The 18354-nt window shown below is 74.0% G+C and carries 18 protein-coding genes; 9 read left to right on the top strand and 9 right to left on the bottom strand.

Annotated elements, in window-relative coordinates; translation table 11 throughout:
* The first annotated feature begins 9 nt into the window (after positions 1-9).
* Positions 10-1509 carry an ABC transporter substrate-binding protein gene (locus ACLIBK_RS04975; protein WP_415386122.1) on the top strand — a complete coding sequence of 500 codons (1500 nt, stop codon included), beginning with the start codon at positions 10-12 and terminating at the stop codon, positions 1507-1509.
* Between the two features lie 254 nt (positions 1510-1763).
* Here the strand turns inward: ACLIBK_RS04975 and ACLIBK_RS04970 are convergent, their stop codons facing one another.
* Positions 1764-3575, bottom strand: a complete 1812-nt coding sequence (locus ACLIBK_RS04970; RefSeq protein WP_415386121.1) for an ABC transporter transmembrane domain-containing protein — start codon at positions 3573-3575, stop codon at positions 1764-1766.
* A gap of 94 nt (positions 3576-3669) precedes the next feature.
* On the opposite strand from ACLIBK_RS04970, the gene ACLIBK_RS04965 reads away from it, so the two are divergent.
* Positions 3670-4269, top strand: coding sequence for a DUF938 domain-containing protein (locus tag ACLIBK_RS04965; RefSeq protein WP_415386120.1), 600 nt, complete (start codon positions 3670-3672; stop codon positions 4267-4269).
* 116 nt (positions 4270-4385) lie between these two features.
* A complete protein-coding gene (gene kynA, locus ACLIBK_RS04960) occupies positions 4386-5225 on the top strand; it encodes a tryptophan 2,3-dioxygenase (protein ID WP_415386119.1) in 840 nt (279 codons plus the stop codon).
* Positions 5226-5262: 37 nt separating this feature from the next.
* Here the strand turns inward: kynA and ACLIBK_RS04955 are convergent, their stop codons facing one another.
* Positions 5263-5883: a pyridoxamine 5'-phosphate oxidase family protein gene (locus tag ACLIBK_RS04955; RefSeq protein ID WP_415386118.1), complete on the bottom strand. Its 621-nt coding sequence runs from the start codon at positions 5881-5883 to the stop codon at positions 5263-5265.
* Between the two features lie 288 nt (positions 5884-6171).
* Positions 6172-6648, bottom strand: coding sequence for a hypothetical protein (locus ACLIBK_RS04950; protein WP_415386117.1), 477 nt, complete (start codon positions 6646-6648; stop codon positions 6172-6174).
* A gap of 271 nt (positions 6649-6919) precedes the next feature.
* Here ACLIBK_RS04950 and ACLIBK_RS04945 point away from each other — a divergent pair, with 271 nt between their 5' ends.
* Positions 6920-7600, top strand: a complete 681-nt coding sequence (locus ACLIBK_RS04945) for an alpha/beta fold hydrolase (protein WP_415386116.1) — start codon at positions 6920-6922, stop codon at positions 7598-7600.
* Between the two features lie 83 nt (positions 7601-7683).
* Here the strand turns inward: ACLIBK_RS04945 and ACLIBK_RS04940 are convergent, their stop codons facing one another.
* Positions 7684-8619, bottom strand: a complete 936-nt coding sequence (locus tag ACLIBK_RS04940; protein WP_415386115.1) for a LysR family transcriptional regulator — start codon at positions 8617-8619, stop codon at positions 7684-7686.
* Between the two features lie 102 nt (positions 8620-8721).
* On the opposite strand from ACLIBK_RS04940, the gene ACLIBK_RS04935 reads away from it, so the two are divergent.
* Positions 8722-9462, top strand: a complete 741-nt coding sequence (locus ACLIBK_RS04935) for an SDR family oxidoreductase (RefSeq protein WP_415386114.1) — start codon at positions 8722-8724, stop codon at positions 9460-9462.
* 23 nt (positions 9463-9485) lie between these two features.
* Positions 9486-9704 carry a tautomerase family protein gene (locus tag ACLIBK_RS04930; RefSeq protein ID WP_415386113.1) on the top strand — a complete coding sequence of 73 codons (219 nt, stop codon included), beginning with the start codon at positions 9486-9488 and terminating at the stop codon, positions 9702-9704.
* Between the two features lie 422 nt (positions 9705-10126).
* Here the strand turns inward: ACLIBK_RS04930 and ACLIBK_RS04925 are convergent, their stop codons facing one another.
* From ACLIBK_RS04925 to ACLIBK_RS04915, 3 genes are all read right to left on the bottom strand, one after another.
* Positions 10127-10669, bottom strand: coding sequence for a DUF1003 domain-containing protein (locus ACLIBK_RS04925; protein WP_415386112.1), 543 nt, complete (start codon positions 10667-10669; stop codon positions 10127-10129).
* Positions 10670-10795: 126 nt separating this feature from the next.
* Positions 10796-11194: a hypothetical protein gene (locus tag ACLIBK_RS04920; RefSeq protein WP_415386111.1), complete on the bottom strand. Its 399-nt coding sequence runs from the start codon at positions 11192-11194 to the stop codon at positions 10796-10798.
* A gap of 115 nt (positions 11195-11309) precedes the next feature.
* Positions 11310-12632, bottom strand: a complete 1323-nt coding sequence (locus ACLIBK_RS04915; RefSeq protein WP_415386110.1) for an MFS transporter — start codon at positions 12630-12632, stop codon at positions 11310-11312.
* A 292-nt stretch (positions 12633-12924) separates the two neighbouring features.
* Here ACLIBK_RS04915 and ACLIBK_RS04910 point away from each other — a divergent pair, with 292 nt between their 5' ends.
* On the top strand, positions 12925-13581 hold the full coding sequence (locus tag ACLIBK_RS04910; protein WP_415386109.1) for a TetR/AcrR family transcriptional regulator: 657 nt from the start codon (positions 12925-12927) through the stop codon (positions 13579-13581).
* 150 nt (positions 13582-13731) lie between these two features.
* Here the strand turns inward: ACLIBK_RS04910 and ACLIBK_RS04905 are convergent, their stop codons facing one another.
* Complete coding sequence (locus tag ACLIBK_RS04905) at positions 13732-15072, bottom strand: MmgE/PrpD family protein (RefSeq protein WP_415386108.1); 1341 nt, start codon at positions 15070-15072, stop codon at positions 13732-13734.
* 317 nt (positions 15073-15389) lie between these two features.
* Here ACLIBK_RS04905 and ACLIBK_RS04900 point away from each other — a divergent pair, with 317 nt between their 5' ends.
* Together ACLIBK_RS04900 and ACLIBK_RS04895 are read left to right on the top strand one after the other, a co-directional pair.
* A complete protein-coding gene (locus ACLIBK_RS04900; RefSeq protein ID WP_415386107.1) occupies positions 15390-16361 on the top strand; it encodes a 2-hydroxyacid dehydrogenase in 972 nt (323 codons plus the stop codon).
* Positions 16362-16417: 56 nt separating this feature from the next.
* Positions 16418-17389 (top strand): Bug family tripartite tricarboxylate transporter substrate binding protein, encoded by a 972-nt coding sequence (locus tag ACLIBK_RS04895; RefSeq protein ID WP_415386106.1) that lies wholly within the window; start codon positions 16418-16420, stop codon positions 17387-17389.
* A gap of 119 nt (positions 17390-17508) precedes the next feature.
* Here ACLIBK_RS04895 and ACLIBK_RS04890 read toward each other — a convergent pair whose 3' ends face one another.
* The gene (locus tag ACLIBK_RS04890; RefSeq protein WP_415386105.1) at positions 17509-18264 is read right to left on the bottom strand and encodes an IclR family transcriptional regulator; all 756 of its coding nucleotides are present in this window, start codon (positions 18262-18264) and stop codon (positions 17509-17511) included.
* Between the last annotated feature and the right edge of the window lie 90 nt (positions 18265-18354).

Below are 18354 nucleotides of genomic sequence, written 5' to 3'. Positions count from 1 at the left end.
CGAGGCCCCATGTCCCCATCGCGCGTCGCAGCCCTGCTCACCCTGGCCCTGGGGGGCATCGCGGCGGTTGCGGCCCCCGCGCGGGCGGACCGCAACCTGTTCGTGGTGGACCTGCCCACCGACCCGGCCTCGCTGGACCCGCACCTGCAATGGGACCCCGACAGCTACACGGTGTACCGCAACCTGTTCGACAACCTGCTGACCCGTGACGCTTCGGGCGCCATCGTGCCGCAGGTCGCGACGTCCTGGCGCTACGATTCCGACACGCAGATCAGTTTCGAGCTGCGCGACGACATCCGCTTTTCCGACGGCACGCCGCTGACCGCCGATGACGTGGCCTACTCGATCCGCCGCATCACCGACCCGGCCTTCCGCTCGCCGCAGCTGAGCCAGTTCGACCAGATCACCGGGGCCGAGGTGGTGGGGCCACGCACGGTGCGGATCACCACGCGCAGCGCCTATCCCGTGCTGCTGTCGCAGCTGACCAAGCTGTCGATCGTGCCGCGCGCCGCAGCGGAACGGCTGGGGGCGAGTTTCAACGCCCAGCCGGTGGGCAGCGGGCCCTACCGCCTGACGGCGCGCACCCAGGGCGTGCGGGTGGAGCTGGCGGCGAACCCCTCCTACTGGCGCGGCGCCCCGCCCTTTCCGCGCGTGGAGATGCGGCCCGTCCCCGACGAGTCCACCCGCATCGCCGATGTGCGCACCGGCCGCGCCGACATCGCCCGCATCCTCAGCACGGACAATGCGGACGGGCTGCGCAACGACCGGCAGGTGCAGGTGCTCTGGGCGCCCACCGAGCGTGTCAGCCTGCTGATGCTCAACACCCAGGACGGCCCCACCCGCGACCCCCGCGTGCGCGAGGCCATCGCCCATGCCGTGGATCGCGACACGATCATCGAGGCGCTGCTGCGCGGCTACGCCAGGCCGGTGAACGCGCCGCTGACGCCGGCCTCCTTCGGCTTCGCCGACGCCCCCGCCTACGGTTTCGACATCGCCCGCGCCCGTGCCCTGTTGCGCGAGGCCGGGGTGGCGCCGGGCACGAAGGTCAGCTTCCTGACCTCGCCGGTGTTCGACCAGCGCGTTGTGCAGGCGCTGCAGCAGATGCTGGGCGAGGTCGGGCTGGACGCGCAGCTCAACACGGTGGAGTTGGCCAACTACCTGCGGCTGCGCCAGGGCCGCCCCGACGAGGCCGGGCAGGTGTCCTTCTTCCGCTGGAGCTGCGGCTGCCAGGACGCCGACGGCACGCTGTTCCCGCTGTTCCACTCTTCCAGCCAATGGGCGAAATACAGCAACCCCGCCGTGGACGCCGCACTCCAGGCCGGCCGCAACACGCTGGACGAGGGCGCCCGCCGCACCGCCTATCGCACCGCCCTGGACGCGCTGCACCGCGACATCCCCGCCGTGCCGCTGTTCCAGGACGTGACCATGCACGTCGCCAACCGCCACGTCCGCTTCCAGCCCACGGCGAACGAATCCTTCCTGCTCATGGACGTCGGCTGGACGGAGTGAGCGCGCTCTTCGGTGTTCGGGCCGGGGCCAGAGGGGCTCCGTTTCCTCTGGACACCCCGCGAGGAGCCCGGGGCACCTCGACCTCATGAGTGCCGCCGGCGGGGGTGGGTTGGCCCAGGTCGTCCACCCGGAAAACGTGCCCCGGCCCGCCCCCGCCGGAGGCACTCAACGCGGGGTCCGGGGAGTTCGTAACTCCCCGGCGGAGGTCCAGGAGGCAGAGCCTCCTGGCCCCGGCCAGAACACGAAAGCGCTCCTCAGCGGGTCGCGTCGGTGAACTGGAGTTCGGCGAGGCGGGCGTAGAGGCCGCCTTGGCGGATCAGGTCCTCATGGCGGCCGGTGGCGACGATGCGGCCCTCCTCCATCACCACGATGCGGTCGGCGCGGCGCACGGTGGCCAGGCGGTGGGCGATCACCAGGGTGGTGCGGCCGCGGGACGCCGTGGCCAGCGCCTCCTGCACGGCCTGCTCGCTCTCGGAATCCAGGGCGGAGGTCGCCTCGTCCAGCAGCAGGATCGGGGCGTCGCGCAGGATGGCGCGGGCGATGGCCACGCGCTGGCGCTGGCCGCCGGACAGGCGCACGCCCTTCTCGCCCAGGAAGGTGCCGAAGCCGCGCGGCAGGTCGTCCAGGAAGCCGGCGGCCGCGGCCCGGGCGGCGTCGCGCACGGCGGCGTCCGGGGCGTCGGGACGGCCGTAGCGGATGTTGCTCCAGGCATCGGCGCCGAACACCACGGGGTCCTGCGGCACCAGCCCGAGGCGCCGGCGCAGCGCCGCCGGGTCGGCCTCGCGCAGCTCCACCCCGTCCACGCGGATGGAGCCGGATTGCGGGTCGTAGAAGCGCAGCAGCAGTTGCAGCACCGTGGATTTTCCCGCGCCCGAAGGTCCCACCAGCGCCACGGTTTTCCCGGGCTCCACGGTGAGGGAGAAGCCGTGCAGCGCCGCGCGGTCGGGGCGGGCGGGGTAGCGGAAATGCACGTCGCGGAACTCGACGCGGCCCTGCGGCGGTTCCGGGAAGGGACGCGGTTGGGCGGGGGCGGCGATGGCGGGTACCTCCGCCAGCAGCTCGGCGATGCGCTCGGCAGCCCCCGCGGCGCGCTGCACCTCGCCCCACAGCTCGCTCAGGCCGGAAGCGGCGTTGGCGGTGATCACCGCGTAGAACACGAAGGCCGACATTTCGCCGGCGGAAATCTCGCCCGCCAGCACGGCGCGTCCCCCGGCCCAGAGGCCGAAGCCGATGGCGCCGAAGCCCAGCAGGATCACGCAGAACAGCAGCCCCGCCCGCACCCGCATCCGCGCCAGTGAGGCCGCCACGGACCCGTCCACCGCCGCGCCGAAGCGGGCGCGGTCCTGCGCCTCGTGCGTGAAGGCCTGCACGGTGCGCAGCGCGTTCAGGGTTTCCTCGGCATAGGCGCCCAGGTCGGCGACGCGGTCCTGCGCCACGCGCGACAGGGCGCGCTCGCGGCGCGAGAACAGGATCATCGGCAGCAGCACCAGCGGCACCACCAGCAGCACCAGGCCGGCCAGCTCCGGGCTGGTCACCACCAGCATCGCCAGCGCGCCCAGCAGCGTCAGCGCCGAGCGTAGCCATTGCGAGATCACCGAGGTCGAGAGCGCCTGCAGCACGCCGGTGTCGGCAGTCAGCCGCGACAGCACGTCGCCGGTGCGGGCGGTCTCGAAGAAGGCGGGCGACAGGCTCAGCACCTTGGCGAAGAGCGCGCCGCGCAGGTCGGCCGCCACCCGCTCACCCAGGGAGGAGACCAGGAAGAAGCGGCTGGCCGTGGCCACCGCCAGCGCCGCCACCGCCAGCAGCAGCAGCCCCACCGCCGCGTCCAGCCGCCCGGGATCGCCCGCCACGAAGCCCGCGTCGATCAGGTGGCGCAGCCCCTGGCCGAGCAGCAGCAGCAGGGCGGCCGCGGCCAGCATCGCCGCCGTGGCGCCGGCCACGCGCCCGCGATGCGGCCGCAGGAAGCGCCCCAGCAGGGCCAGGGCGGCAAAGGCGCGGCGGCCCGTCCCGGGCGGCGCGGCGGTGGCGCTCGGGGGCGGGGCGGGGCGGGCGGAGGGTGCGGGCACGCGGCAGGGCATCCCACGCCGCCGGCCCCGTGGCGAGCCCGGCGCAGCCCCGCCGCGGTGGCGCGGGCGTGACCGATCGGCCAGGATGCCGCGCATGACCGACGCCCGCCGATCCGCCCCCGCCGCGGCGCGCAACCGAGAGCCGATCCTGCAGGCGCTGCGCGAGCACCTGCCCGCCGCCGGCCTGCTGCTGGAAGTGGCCAGCGGCACCGGCGAGCACGCGCTGCACCTGGCCCGCGCCCTGCCCTGGCTGGAGATCCAGCCCACCGACCCCGACCCCGACGCGCGCGCCAGCATCGATGCCTGGGCAGCGGAGGCCCGCCTGCCCAACCTGCGGCCCGCGCTGGAACTGGACGCGGCGGCGGAACGCTGGCCGGTGTCGCGGGCGGCGGCGGTGCTCTGCGTCAACATGGTGCATATCTCGCCCTGGGCGGCGACGCTGGGGCTGCTGCGCGGGGCGGCGCGGGTGCTGCCGCCGCGCGGGCCGCTGGCGCTCTACGGCCCCTTCCGCCGCGGCGGCGCTCATACCGCGCCCAGCAACGCCGCCTTCGACGCCGACCTGCGGGCGCGCAACCCGGACTGGGGCGTGCGCGACCTGGAAACGGTGCAGGCCGAGGCCGAGGCCGCCGGGCTGCAGCCGCGCGCGGTGGCGGAACTGCCGGCCAACAACCTGCTGGTGGTGTTCCGCCGCTGAAGGACGCGGGGCCGGGATCGGCCGGTTTCCGCCCCTGCCCGGCTGGCGCGCGGCTTGCTCGCACCCCCGGCCCGGGAATGGCATCGTGTGCCGCGCATGGATCAGGACACCCCCGCATGACGGACGAAACGGCCAGCCGGGTCACGGCGGAGATCCACACCGATTTCGCCCGTTCCATGGGCTACGGCGAGTACCTGCATCTCGACCTGCTGCTGGCGGCGCAGCAGCCGCTGAGCCCGCGGCACGACGAGATGCTGTTCATCGTGATCCACCACGTGCAGGAGCTCTGGCTCAAGCTGATCGCGCACGAGCTGAACGAGGCGATAGCGGCGATCCGGCGCGACGAGCTGGACCCGGCCTTCAAGGCGCTGGCGCGGGTGTCGCGCATCCAGTCGCAGCTGATCGCCGCCTGGGACGTGCTGTCCACCATGACGCCGGCGGACTACCTCAGCTTCCGCGACGCGCTGGGGCAGTCCTCGGGCTTCCAGTCCTTCCAGTACCGGCTGCTGGAATTCCGCCTGGGCGCCAAGGACCCCAGGATGCTGCTGCCGCACCGGCACAACGCGGCGGCGCACACGCTTCTGGAACAGGCGCTGCACGAGCCCAGCCTCTACGACGAGGCGATCCGCCTGCTGGCCCGGCGCGGCTTCGCCATCCCGCGCGCGCTGGTGGAGCGCGACCTGACGCAGCCGCACCAGCCCAGCCCGGAACTGCAGGCCGTGTGGCTGGAGGTTTACCGCAATTCCGGGAAGCACTTCGACCTGTACCAGCTGGCCGAGGAGCTGGTGGACGTGGAGGACGCCTTCCAGACCTGGCGCTTCCGCCACATGAAGACGGTGGAGCGGATCATCGGCTTCCGCCGCGGCACGGGCGGCTCGGCCGGGGTGGCCTTTCTGCGCACCGCGCTGGAACGCTCCTTTTTTCCCGAGCTGTGGTCAGTGCGCACGGAAATCTAGGCGCAGGCTGGGGCGCGCGCTGCGGCGGCGCAGCGCCTCACCACATGGTCTGGCGCGCCCGCTCGGCCCAGTTGCGGTCGTAATCCTCGCCGCCCACCCGCCCCTGGCTCATGCCGGCCAGGATCTGCCCAGGCGTTGGCAGGCTTGCCGGGTCCACCCGGCTCTCGGGCTTCCAAAGGCCCGAGCGGATCAGCGCCCGGGCGCACTGGAAATACACTTCGGCCACGCGGACCACCGTCACGGTGCGCGGCGGCTTGCCGTCCACCGCGAAGGAGTCCAGCAGCGCCGCATCCGTTTCCAGATGCGCGCGGCCGTTGATCCGCAGGGCGTTGCCGATGCCGGGGATCAGGAACATCAGCCCCACCCGCCCGTCGCGCACGATGTTGCGCAGGCTGTCCACCCGGTTGTTGCCGCGCCGGTCGGGCAGCAGCAGGGTGCGCGCATCCGCCACGCGCACGAAGCCCGGGCGGTCGCCGCGCGGGGAACAGTCCAGCCCTTCCGGCCCCGCCGTGGCCAGGGCCAGAAAGGGTGCCGCCGCGATGAAGCGGGCGTAGTCCGGCGTGACGTGGTCCGCCACCTTGGCGGTGGAGGCTTCCCCCACGGCGCCGAGCGGGCCGTAGATCGCTTCCAACTCCGCCATGCTCTCGATGATCGCCATGGGCTCACGCGCGCTCCGTGTCGGGGAGGCGCCTGGGTAGACGAGGCGGCGGGCGGCGCGATACCGATTTCGGCTGCCGCAGCCCTGCATCCGGCTCACCGGGGAAACAGGCTGCTGCGCCGCTTGCGGAATTTCCCGGAGGGCTGGCGGCGGTGCTGCCCTCGGGACGGGCGGGGCCGGCGGCGGCGCGGGACTGCATGGCGTAGCTGGCGGCACCCGGGCGGCAGCGGACTGACCGCAGGGCGGCAGCGGGCCGATCGCGGGCGCGCGGCCCGGCCGGGGCGGCGCCTAGCGGCAGCCGGTGCTGCCGGGATGGGCGGTGCAGAGCAGGCGATCCACCAGCTGGCGCGCTTCGGGTGTCAGGCAGGGCACGGGCAGGTCGAAGCGGCGTTCGGCCGCGCCCGCAGTGATGATCAGCGACATCAGCGCGTCCGCCATCGGCGGGCAACCCGGCCGGGCCGCGCCGCGGTCCAGCACCGCGGCCGCCAAGCGGCCGATGCGCTCCGCCTCCGGCGGCGCCAGGGGGTGGCGCGCGGTGTCGGGCAGGTCGGCGGCGCGGAGGCGGGCGGCGTCGCCCCGGGCGCCGCGCGGGGTCGCGGCCTCAACCAGGGTGCGGGCTTCCAGGTCGGCCGAGAGCCGGTAGGGGCCGCTGAGCAGCCCGCCCAGCAGGTAGGTCACCCGGGTCGGCGGGGGCGGTGCCTCGGCGCCGGCCAGCAGCAGCGCCAGCAGGCAGGCCCCGATCGCCCGTTTGCGCCGTGCCGGCATCGCTGGGGTCCCTCCATCGCGCCGCGGTCCGTGCGGCGGTTCGCCTTGCTTCCTTACTCCCTTACTTCCTTACCGCGGAACGCTGCGCCGGAGCGTTTTCCGGAAAATAATCCTAGAACAACGGGAGTTTGGCGGTCAAGCGCCGTGCGGGATGTGGCAGATTCCGCGCTTTCTGACACTTCCGGCGTTTCGTGACCCGCTGGCGGGTTGGACGACGCGGCGCAACCGCCCTTAGCCTCCGCCGCAGCAATGCGGGAGGTGCGACACGACCATGGCCAGTTTCCTGATCTGCCACGGCGCCTGGTCGGCCGGCTGGGCCTGGAAGAAGCTGCGGCCGATCCTGCGCGACGCCGGGCACGAGATCTTCACGCCCAGCTACACCGGCCTGGGCGAGCGCGCCCACCTCGTGCACCCGATGATCGACCTCGACACCCACATCCAGGACGTGCTGGGCGTGATCGAGTGCGAGGACCTGCGCGAGCTGATCCTGGTGGGCCACAGCTACGGCGGCATGGTGGCCACCGGCGTCGCCGACCGCGTGCCCGGGCGCATCCGGCACCTCGTCTACGTGGATGCCTTCGTGCCCGGCGACGGGCAGTCGCTGAACGACCTCACGGGGCGCGAGCCGGCCGCGCCGCTGGACGGCTGGCTGGTGCCGTCCAACCCGCCGCCGCCCGACACCGCATCCGCCGACCTGGCCTGGATCGGGCCGCGGCGGCGGCAGCAGCCCGCGCGGTGCTTCAGCCAGAAGCTGCGGCTGTCCGGCGAGGCGCCGCCCTTCCCGCGCAGCTACATCCACTGCACGCGCAAGCCCGGCGGCGACAGCTTCGCCCGCTTCGCCGAGCGCTTCCGCGACGACCCGGCCTGGCGCTTCCACGCGCTGGATGCGAGCCACAGCCCCAACATCACCGCGCCGGACGCCCTGGCGGCGCTGCTGCTGCCGCTGGCCTGACGGGGGCGCCGCGCCATCGCGGGGGGGTCACGGGGAGGAGGCTGCGCCGCCCCGGTCGCGCCGGGCGGGCCAAGCCGGGCGGGCTAGGCCGGGCGGTGCGGCGTACCCGGCCCGGCGGGGCCCGCGAGGCTGGCGGTCGCGAAAACCTGCGCCGCCCAATCCAGGAACACGCGCAGCCGCGGCGCCAGCTGCCGGTTCTGCGGGTAGAGCGCCGACAAGGGCGTGGGCGAGGGCGGGAAGTCCGGCAGCACCGGCACCAGCCGGCCGGCGGCGAAATCCTCGGCGAAGCGGTAGCGGGGGGCCTGCACCAGGCCGAAGCCCATCCGCGCCAGCTCGGCCAGCGTGTCGGAATTGTTCACCGTGACGCGGCTGGGCAGCAGCACCTCGCGCAGCCGGCCGCCGACGGTGAATTCCAGCGGCATCACCTCGTTGGTGCGGGACGACACGAAGCCCACCATGCGGTGGCCGTCGAGCGCTTCCGGCGAGGCGGGCGTGCCGTGCCGCTCCAGGTAGGCGGGGCTGGCGCAGGTGACCTCCTCCAGCGTGGCCAGGCGGCGGGCGATCAGGCCGCTCTCGGCCAGCGTGCCGGCGCGGATGGCGCAGTCCACCCCTTCGCGCAGGAGGTCCACCAGGCGGTCGCCCTGGCCGAGATGCAGGTCGATGCGCGGGAAGCGGCCGAGAAAGGCGGGCAGCTGCGGCAGCAGGAAGGTGCGGGTCAGCAGCGGATGCACCTCGATCCGCAGCAGGCCCTGCGGCTGGGCGCCGCGCAGGGCGCCCTCGGCCTCCTCCACCTCGGCCAGGATGGCCAGGCAGCGGCGGTAATAGCTCTCGCCGTCCAGGGTGGGGGCGACGTGGCGCGTGCTGCGCTCCAGCAGCCGGGCGCCGAGCCGGGCTTCCAGCGCCTGGATCGCGGCCGTGGCGGTGGACCGCGACAGGCCGAGATCGGCCGCGGCCGCGGTGAAGCTGCGCCGTTCCACGACGCGGACGAGCAGGCGCATGGCGTCCAGGCGGTCCAGCATGATTGTTCCGCTATCCCGAACGGTGATGCCGGACCAGGGGTGATTATGGGCGCGCTGCGCCCCGCTATCTCCGGATCCACGTAACGGATCGGAGACAGGGCCATGGCTGAGCAGCATTCGCGGACGGCGCTGGTGACCGGGGGGTCGCGCGGCATCGGCGCGGCGATCGCCCGCCGCCTCGGGCAGGACGGGGTGGCGGTGGCGGTGAACTACGCCCGCGGGCAGGCGGAGGCGGAGGCGGTGGTGCGCGACATCGCCGCGGCCGGCGGCCGGGCGGTGGCGGTGGAAGCCGACCTCGGCACGCCCGGGGGTGCCGCGGCGCTGTTCGACGCGGCGGAGCGGGCGCTCGGGCCGGTCGACATCCTGGTCAACAATGCCGGGATCATGACGCTGTCGCCGGTGGCGGAAACCACGGACGCGGCCTTCGAGGCGCAGCTGGCGCTCAACCTCGGCGGCGTGTTCCGCGGCATGCGGGAAGCGGCGCGGCGGCTGCGCGACGGCGGGCGCATCATCAGCTTCTCCTCCTCCGTGGTGGGGTTCTTCCAGCCCGGCTACGGCGCCTATGCCGCCACCAAGGCGGGGGTGGAGGCGCTGACCCACATCCTGGCCAAGGAACTGGGCGCGCGCGGCATCACCGTGAACGCGGTGGCACCGGGCCCGGTGGAAACCGCGCTGTTCCTGCACGGCAAGAGCGAGGCGCAGCTGGACGCCATCACGCGGATGATCCCGCTCGGCCGCCTCGGCCAGCCGGAGGACATCGCCGGGCTGGTGTCGTTCCTGGCCGGCCCCGACAGCGGCTGGGTCAACGGCCAAGTGCTGCGCGCCAACGGCGGCGCGATCTAACCCCCGAACCGAGGAGAACCCCCATGCCCTTCGCCAATTTCAAGCTGCCGCAGGCCGCCCTGTCCCGGTCTCAGAAGGCCGAACTGATCCACCGCACCACGGCCCTGCTGGCCGAATACTTCGGCGATGCCGCGCGCCCGCACACCATGGTGCTGATCGAGGAAGTCCCCGACGGCGGCTACGGCCGCGCCGACGAGGTCTTCATCGTCCCCGACGCCTTTCGCGCACGACCCGACGCCTGACCCCGCCCCGGGCCCAGCCGCGCGTGCGGGCGGCGGGCGGCTGCCGTTCTCGTGGTGCTGGTTGGGCCTGGGTGTGCTGGCGTCGGCCAGGGGCGCTGCCCCTGGACCCCGCCGGGGAGTTTAAACTCCCCGGACCCCACTTGAGTGCCTCCGGCGGGGGCGGGTTGGACAGGGCGGTCCATTATGGCTGCGGTCGGTCATCCCGCCCCCGCCGGAGGCACTCATGAGGTCAGGAGCCTAAGCTCCTCGCGGGGGCTCCAAGGGGGCAGAGCCCCCTTGGCCTCGGCCGAACACCCAGGCCCAACCGGCACCAACGAGGACTGCAACCACGCGGGACCGACGTGCGCAGCCGGGCACGGTCAGCGGTCAGCGGTCAGCGGTCAGCGGTCAGCGGTCAGCGGTCAGCGGTCAGCGGTCAGCGGTCAGCGGGTGTCCTGCTGCGCTTCGATGGCGTCCAGCACGGCTTCCGGGGCGACATCCTTGCGGATCTCGGCCATTTCGGGGTCGGCGGTGGTGCGAACCTCCAGCTTCTCGGCGATGGCGGTGACCAGTTCGGCCAGCTTGGTCAGCTCGTGCTCGGCCAGCAGGTTGATCTGCAGGTCCAGGTCGGCGCGCTTGTCGGCCGCGGCGGCCATGCGGTTCTGGCTGATCAGCACGAAGGTGGACAGGAAAATCGCCTCCACCGAGGCCACCATGGCCAGCACCACGAAGCTGGGGTCGAAGCGCGGCACGCCGGGGACGACGCCGAGGTTGACCAGGATCCAGGCGCCGTACAGGGCAAGGTGCAGATAAACGAAGTTCATGCTGCCGGTGAAGGCGGTGATGGCGGCGGCGATGCGCTCCTCGCGCGTGGCCTCGGCCGCGTCCTGCTCGCGGCGCTGTTCCAGGGCCTGGATGTTGCGCCGCAGCGCGGAGCTGAGGCTGTCCGGGGTGGGCGGCGGAACGGTGGGGGTGGGTGCGGGCATGGGACCTCCTCCGCGACGGCGCCGGGGGGCGGCCGGGGCTGCGAGGTTAGTGCCGCGGGAGCCCGCGGGTTGCGGGCCTGTTCCGGACGTGACCGCGCCGGCCGGCGGTTCGCGGGGCGCGGCGGGTCAGGTGCAGGCGAAGCGGCCGGCGCGGGCCGCGGTGCCGCCGAAGGAGAGCAGCGTCCGGCGCAGGTCGTCCACCAACCGCTCGCGTGCGGCCGGCGGCAGTGCCGCCGCGTCCAGCCCCATCAACCAGGTGCCGAAGCCCGGCACGATGCCGCCGGCGGCCCGGGCGGCGGCGCGGGCGTGCAGGGCGGGCAGCAGAGCCGTGAGGCCTTCGGCGGCGTAGCGGGTCTGCAGGAAGTCGAGGATGTCTTCCTCCAGGTCGCCCGCGGCCAGGAGCGGCAGGGCGAAGCCGCCGCTGCAGGCGCAGCCCGGCGCGTGCTGCGGTGCCTGCAGGGCCGCGCGCCAGAGTTCCGCCAGTTCCACCAGGTCGTCCGCCCCGCGCGTCGTGCCGATCCGCAACCTATCCTCCCCGCGTTGCGGCGGAGCATGCCCGGGCCGGGCGCAGCGGACCAGGGCGGCGGGTCGCGCCGCCGCCCCGGGCCGCGTGGCCTCCGGCGCGGCGCCAGACGCTGCCTCAGGCGCGGGCGGGTACCGCGGCGCCTTCGGGCAGCCGCACGGGCGCCGGTACGCCCGGACGCCGCACGAGCAGGCAGGCCACTGCCGCCACCAGGCAGGCGGCGCCGGCGCCCAGGAAGGCCGGCAGGTAGGTCAGCAGCTCGTCGCGCGACCAGCCGGCGCCGAAGGCAGCCACCGCGGCGCCGATCTGGTGGCCGGTGAAGATCCAGCCGAACACCATCGGTGCCCGTTCCCGCCCGAAGGCGGCGCCGGCCAGCCGCACGGTGGGCGGCACGGTGGCGATCCAGTCCAGCCCGTAGAACACCGCGAAGATCGCGAGGCCGTAGAAGGAGAAGTCGGAGAACGGCAGGTAGAGCAGCGACAGCCCGCGCAGCCCGTAATACCAGAACAGCAGCTTGCGCGCGTCGTAGCGGTCCGACAGCCAGCCGGAGCCGATGGTGCCGATGAAGTCGAAGGCGCCCATCATCGCCAGCAGGGAGGCCGCCTGCACCTCCGCCACGCCGAAGTCGGAGCAGAAGGGCAGGAAGTGGGTCTGCACCAGCCCGCTGGTGGAGAGGCCGCAGATGAAGAAGGTGCCGAACAGCACCCAGAAGATCCGCAGCTGCGCGGCGTCGCGCAGCGCCGCGAAGGCGGCCGCCACGGGGGAGCCGGTTGCGGCCGGCGCGGCGACGATCGGCGCATCGGGCGCTTCGCCGAAGGGCCGCAGGCCGAGGTCGGCGGGGCGGTCGCGCAGGAACAGCAGCACCAGCACCGCCGCCACGGCGCAGGAGCCCAGCGCCGGCAGCAGCGCGACGCGCCAGCCGTGGTGTTCCGCCAGCCAGGCGGCCAGCGGCAGGAAGGCCAGCTGCCCGGTGGCGGAGCTGGCGGTCAGCAGCCCCACCACCAGCCCGCGCCGCGCGCTGAACCAGCGGCCGGCCACGGTGGCGCCCAGCACGATGGCGGTCAGCCCGGTGCCGAAGCCCAGCACCAGCCCCCACAGCGCCCAGAGCTGCCACAGCTCGCCCATGCCCAGCACGGCGGTGCCCAGCCCGGCCAGGATCAGCCCCAGGGCGCACAGGATCACCCGGCGCAGCCCGTAGCGGACCATGAAGGCGGCGGCGAAGGGCGCCATGGCGCCGAACAGGAACAGCCGCAGCGCCAGCGGGCCGGAGATGCTGCTGATGCTCCAGCCGAACTCCTCGCCCAGGGGGCGGATCAGCACGCCCGGCATCCCCACGGCCGAGGCGGTGGACAGCATCACCAGGAAGGTCACCGCCACCACGGCCCAGCCGTAATGGATGCCGCGGCGCGCCAGGAAGCGGGCAAGGGGCTCAGCGAGCATGGCGGCGGGTCCTGCAGGATGGGCGGAAGGGCGGGGTGGCGGCGCGCGGGGCGGTGGGGTGCGGCGGGGTCATCGGGGTTTTCCGGCAGCCCCGAGGATGGCCCCGGATGCGGCGCCGGCGGCGTGCCGGCCGCCCATCATGTCGCACATGGTTCGTTCTCCTGCGAGCCGCATCGGGCTGCGCCATCCCGGATGTCCCGCTTCGCGGCCCCGGGATGGCATCGCGGGGATATTGATGATATACGTCATGAATACGGTCAAGCGGCTCCGCAGGGCGCCGGGGAGTTCGGGCGTGAAGGTCAGCAGGGAAAAGGCCGCGCAGCACCGCGGCGCCATCGTGGACGCGGCCGGCCGGCTGTTTCGCGCGCGCGGCTTCAACGACGTCAGCGTGGCGGAGATCACCCGCGCCGCCGGGCTGACGCATGGCGGCTTCTACGGCCACTTCGCCTCCAAGGAGGCGCTGGCCCGCGACGCCTGCGAGCAGGTCTTCGCCGCGGCGGTGGCGCGGCTGCGCGCCGACGGCGAGGCGGCCGGGCTGGAAGGCTTCGTGACCTCCTACCTGTCGGAAGGGCATCGCGACCGGCGCGACCGCGACTGCCCGCTGGTCGCCCTGGCCACGGAGGTGCTGGGCCAGGACCTGTCGGTGCAGGCGCGCTTCGCTGCGGGCACGCGCCGCTTCGCCGAGGCGCTGCAGCAGCGCCTGCCGGCCGGGGCGGCGCCCGGCGAGCCGGCGGCAGCGCGGCCGCGGCCCGAGGCGACGCCGGCGGAACGGCCCGCGCCGCCGGAAGAAAGCGGGCGCCGGGAACGGGCGCTGCTGGTGCTCTCGGCCCTGGTGGGCGGCCTCGCGCTGGCCCGCGCCGCCGGCCAAGCGGACCCGGAGCTTTCCCGCGAGATCATGGACGCGCTGCGGGCGCAGCTGCTGCCGCTGGTGGCCGCGCCGGAGGGCTGACCTGATGGAGGGGAGAAAGGTCGGGGGAGTGAACTCCCCCGAGCCCCCTCCTTCTTTCGGGAGTTTGGGGGTGCCTCAGAAGGCACCCCCAAACTCCCGAAAATAGAAGGGGGTCCGGGGGGATACTTCCCCCCGGCTTGCTGGCCTCTCTCAGCGCCCGCCCAGGGCCGCCACCAGCGCGCTGAGGTCCGGCGCCGCCGGCAGCCCCGCCACCGCGTCCAGCAGCCGGTCCACCGCTGCGGCGGACATCGCCATTTCCGGCGCCAGGGCATGGGCAAAGGCGCCGATCCCCGCCCAGTCCGGCCGCCCCACCGGCGCCGTGACCGCCGCCCGCAGCGCCCGCCCGTCCGCCCGGCGCAGGCAAAGGCGGCTGAGGCGCGGTTCCAGGGCCGGGTCGGCCACCACGCGAACCCGTTCCGCCAGGGCCAGGATCGCCGGGTCCTCCAGCCGGCCCAGGCCGTCCAGGGTGGCGCGGCCTTCGGCCAGGGCCAGCGCCAGGGAGAACTGGGCGCTGAGCTTGGTGGCGATCGGGCTGCCGAAGGGGCCGGGGTTGTTCACGCCGGGAAATGCCGCCTCGAAGGGGCTGAGCTCCAGCGTGACCTCGGCCAGGGCGTCGGGGGCGAAATCCACGCCGCGCGGCAGGGTCGCCAGCAGTTCCAGCGGTCCCTGCAGGATGGCGCAAACGGGGTGCGGCTTCACCGTGGCCTCGGCGATCTGCCAGGTGTCGGGGGGGCCGGGCGGTTCCGCGGCGGCCTCGGCCGTGTCGCCATAGGCGCGCAGGAAGCCGTTGCGGCCGTCCAGCGCCCCGGCCGCGGCGGTGGCGCCGGCTTCCGCCGCCAGCGCCGCCAGCACGCCGTTGCGCGCGGCGAAGCCGAGCTGCAGCGGCCCTTCGGCGCTGCCCTCCACCCAGACCTGCGACAGGCCGCCGGCCATCTGCGCCGCCAGCCCCAGCGCGTGGGCGGCCTGCTGGTCGGAAAGGTGCAGCAGCCGCGCGGCAGCGGCGGCGGCGCCGAAGACGCCGAACACGCCCGCGGCGCGGAAGCCGCGCGCGGCGACGCGCTGGTCGCAGCGCCGGCCGATGCGGCCGATCGCCTCGTAGCCCAGCACGATCGCGGCCTGGAACTCGGCGCCGGTGCGGCCGCGCACCTCGGCCAGGGCCAGGGCGGCGGCGGTCACGGGCGAGCCGGGATGCGAGGTGGAGGCGGGATGCGTGTCGTCCTGCGAGCGCGCGTGCATCAGTGCGGCATTGGCCAGGGCCGCCCCCTCGGCGCTGACGCGCGTGCCGTCCTGCAGCAGCGTGGCCACCGCCGGCAGCGCGGCGCTGCTCTTGGCAAGGCGATGCGCCACCGCCTCGCGCGGCCGTCCGGCCAGGGCGACGCAGAGGTTGTGCGCGAGGCTGATCCGCGCCCGTTCCAGCACCGCGGGCGGGATGGCGTCCGGGCCGGTTCGCGCGACCAGCGTTCCGATCGCCTGGGACAGGGAAGGAGGCATCGGCGGTTCCCGAGCAGGAGCGCGCCCGTTCCCGTGTCGGACGAGGCGGCCCGGCTGCGGGCTGGTTTTCGTCTTGGCGGATCGTGTTGCGCGGAGACGTGAGATAGGCGGCGCCACCGGCCGGGAGTCAAGGGAGGTGGCGGGCCGGCCGCGGGTGAGGCGCGTGGCGGCGACGGATTGCTTGACAGTTGCGGCCCCCTCGGGAAGTCTCCGCCGCAACGAAGCTTCCTACGCCTTGGCGATAGGACAGGGATGGCCCGGCCGTCCCGGGCCATTCCGGCGAGCAGGACCTTTCCGGAACGAGGAAAGACCAGGGGTTGGACACGATCCGGGTGTTCTACACCGCCTTCGCGCCGGAGGTGGTCTACGACGCGATCCGCCGCGAGCTGCCGGCGGATGCGCGGCTCGTCACCCTGTCCGAAGACAGCGAGGCGGAGCGCCGCGCCGCCATCGCGGGCTGCGAGGTCGCCATCATGGCGACGATGTTTCTGTCCGCGGAACTGATGGCCGCCGCACCGGCGCTGAAGCTCGTGCTGCACCAGGGCGTCGGCTACCAGGACACGCTGGACCTCGACGCCATGCGGGCGCGGGGCATCCGGCTGGCGGTGACGCCGGAGGGCACGATCACCAGCGTGGCCGAGCACGCCGTGCTGCTGATGCTGGCCGCCTGCCGCCGCCTGCCGCATGCCGATGCCGAGCTGCGCGCCGGCCGCTTCCACCGCCTGGCGCTGCGCCCGGTGTCGCGCGAGCTGCGCGGCAAGCGCGTCGGCTTCCTGGGCATGGGCCGCATCGGGCAGGAGGTCGCGGCGCGGCTGGCGGGGTTCGAAACCACCGGCCTGTATTTCGACCGTTCCAAGCAGCTGCCGCCCGAGCGCGAGGCCGCGTGGAACCTGCGCAAGGCCGGGCTGGAGGAGGTGCTGCGCGAGAGCGACATCATCACCCTGCACCTGCCGCTGACGCCCGCCAGCCGCGGCATGATCGACGCCGCGGCCATCGCCCGCATGAAGCCCGGCGCCATCCTGATCAACACCGCCCGCGGCGGGCTGGTGGACGAGGAAGCGCTGGCCGATGCGCTGGAGGACGGCCGGGTGCTGGCCGCCGGCCTGGACGTGTTCGAGCACGAGCCCTACCCGGCCACGGGCCGGCTCGCGGGGCTGCCCAACGTGGTGCTGACGCCGCATCTGGCGGGTGGCACGGCCGACGCGTTCCGCGACAAGATGCGGGTGATCGGCGACAATATTTCGCGCTTCCGCGCCGGGCAGCCGCTGCGGCACGAGATCCTGCTGTGACGCCGCGCCGCCTGGCGGCTGGCGGAAACAAGAACAACGAGAGGGAGAGTTCAGGGATGTTGAGGAAGCTGTTCGTGCTGGCGGGGCTGGCGCTGTTGGCCGCCCCCTTGCCCGGCCCCGCCGCGGCGCAGAATTTCCCCACCCGGCCGGTGACGCTGGTGGTGCCCTACCCGCCCGGCGCGTCCACCGACCAGATCGCCCGCATCGTGCAGCCCGGGCTCGGCCGCGCGCTCGGCCAGCCGGTGGTGATCGAGAACCGCGGCGGCGGCAACGGCAACATCGGCGCGGCCTACGTCGCGCACGGCACGGCGGACGGGCACACCGTGCTGCTGACCACCAGCGCCGCCATCGCCATGAACCCGGTGCTGTATCCCGACATCGGCTACAATCCCGTGCGCGACCTGGTGCCGATCACCAACGCGGTGCGCGCGGTGATCGCGGTGGCGGTGCCCAACGCGCTGCCGGTGCGCACGATGCCCGAGCTGATCGCGTATCTGCGCGCCAACCCGGACAAGGCCACCTACGGCACCGCGGGCGCGGGGTCGCCGCAGCACGTCGCGGGGCAGGTGCTGGGACGGGCCATCGGCGTCAACATGCTGCATGTCGGCTATCGCGGCGGCGCCGGCGCGGTGACCGACGTGATCGGCGGCCATGTCAGCATGGCCATCGCGACGCTGTCGGCCTTTCTGCCGCAGTTCGATGCCGGCGCGCTGCGGGTGATCGCGGTGGGCGAGCCGCAGCGCTTCGCCGGGCGGCCGGAGATCCCCACGGTGGCGGAAACCGTGCCGGGCTTCGAGGCGACGACCTGGCTGGGCTTCTTTGCCGCCGCCCGCACGCCGCAGCCGATCGTGGAGCGGCTGAACCGCGAGCTGGTGGCGGTGCTGCGCACGCCGGAGGTGCAGGGCAAGCTGCAGGATCTGGCGCTGGCGGTGGTGGCGGACAGTTCGGCCGATTTCGGCAACACCGTGCGCACGGAATCCGCCTTCTGGCAGCGCCGCCTGCCCGAGCTGGGCATCCGGCCGGAATAACGGCGGGCCGTGCCGGCCGCGGCCCGGCTCCGGCGCGCGGGCCGCGGCGCGCCCGGGCTTCCGCGCGGCCTGCCACGCAGCGGTCCCGCTCGGGCGCTTGCAGCGCGGGCGGGCCGGGTTCAGCGCCGGGCGGCGTCCGGGCCGGCGCGCATTTCCAGCCGGCGGCAGCATTCGGCCAGCAGCACCGCCGCGCGGTCCAGCTTGCCTTCCATGCGCGAGGCCGGGCCGGCCACGGTGACGATGTAGTGCGAGCCGTTCCAGGCAAAGCGCGCGGACAGGGTGGTAGCGCCGGTCACGCTTTCCTCGCGGTTGAGGTACCAGCCGCGGCGCTGCGCCTCGGCGATGTCGCGGCGCAGCGCGTCCTTGTCGGTGATCGTGCGCTCCGTCATCGGCGGCAGCGCGGCACCGGCGAGGAAGTTCTCGAGAGCGGCCGCGTCCAGGCTGCCCAGCAGCGCCTTGCCGGCCGAGGTGGCGTGCAGGCTGCGCGCGTCGTCGCCCACCCGAACCAGGAAGCGCAAGAGATGCGAAGGCTCGAACACCAGCAGGTAGGTGGCGCGCAGGCCGTTGATGCGGGCCAGCGAGACGGATTCGTCCAGCGCGTCGCGCAGTTCCGCCAGCGCCGCTTCCGCGCGCTGCAGCACCGGGTCGTGCGCGGCGATGGTTTGCGCCAGGTCGCGCAGCCGCAGCGTGGGGTAGTAGCCGGCGCGCGGCGCGATCTCGTACAGGTAGCCGCGCGCCTGCAGCGCCTGCAGCACGTCGTGGCAGCTGGACACGGGGATGCGCAGCAGGCGGGAAATGTCGGACAGCGACAGCGGCTTCTTGTGCTCGGCGAAGAGTTCCAGGAAATCCAGCGTCCGATCGACGATCTTCGACATGCCCCGCCACCCGTATCCGCCGCGGCGAAACTGCGGGGCGCGCCGCGGGGCGTCAACCGCGCCACCCGGCGCGCGGTGCTGCCGCGGTGC

The sequence above is a fragment of the Roseomonas sp. BN140053 genome, assembly GCF_047690175.1.
Taxonomy (GTDB): domain Bacteria; phylum Pseudomonadota; class Alphaproteobacteria; order Acetobacterales; family Acetobacteraceae; genus Roseomonas.
The sequence above is the reverse complement of the archived record's forward strand: the minus strand, read 5'-3'. Positions and strand labels throughout refer to the sequence as shown.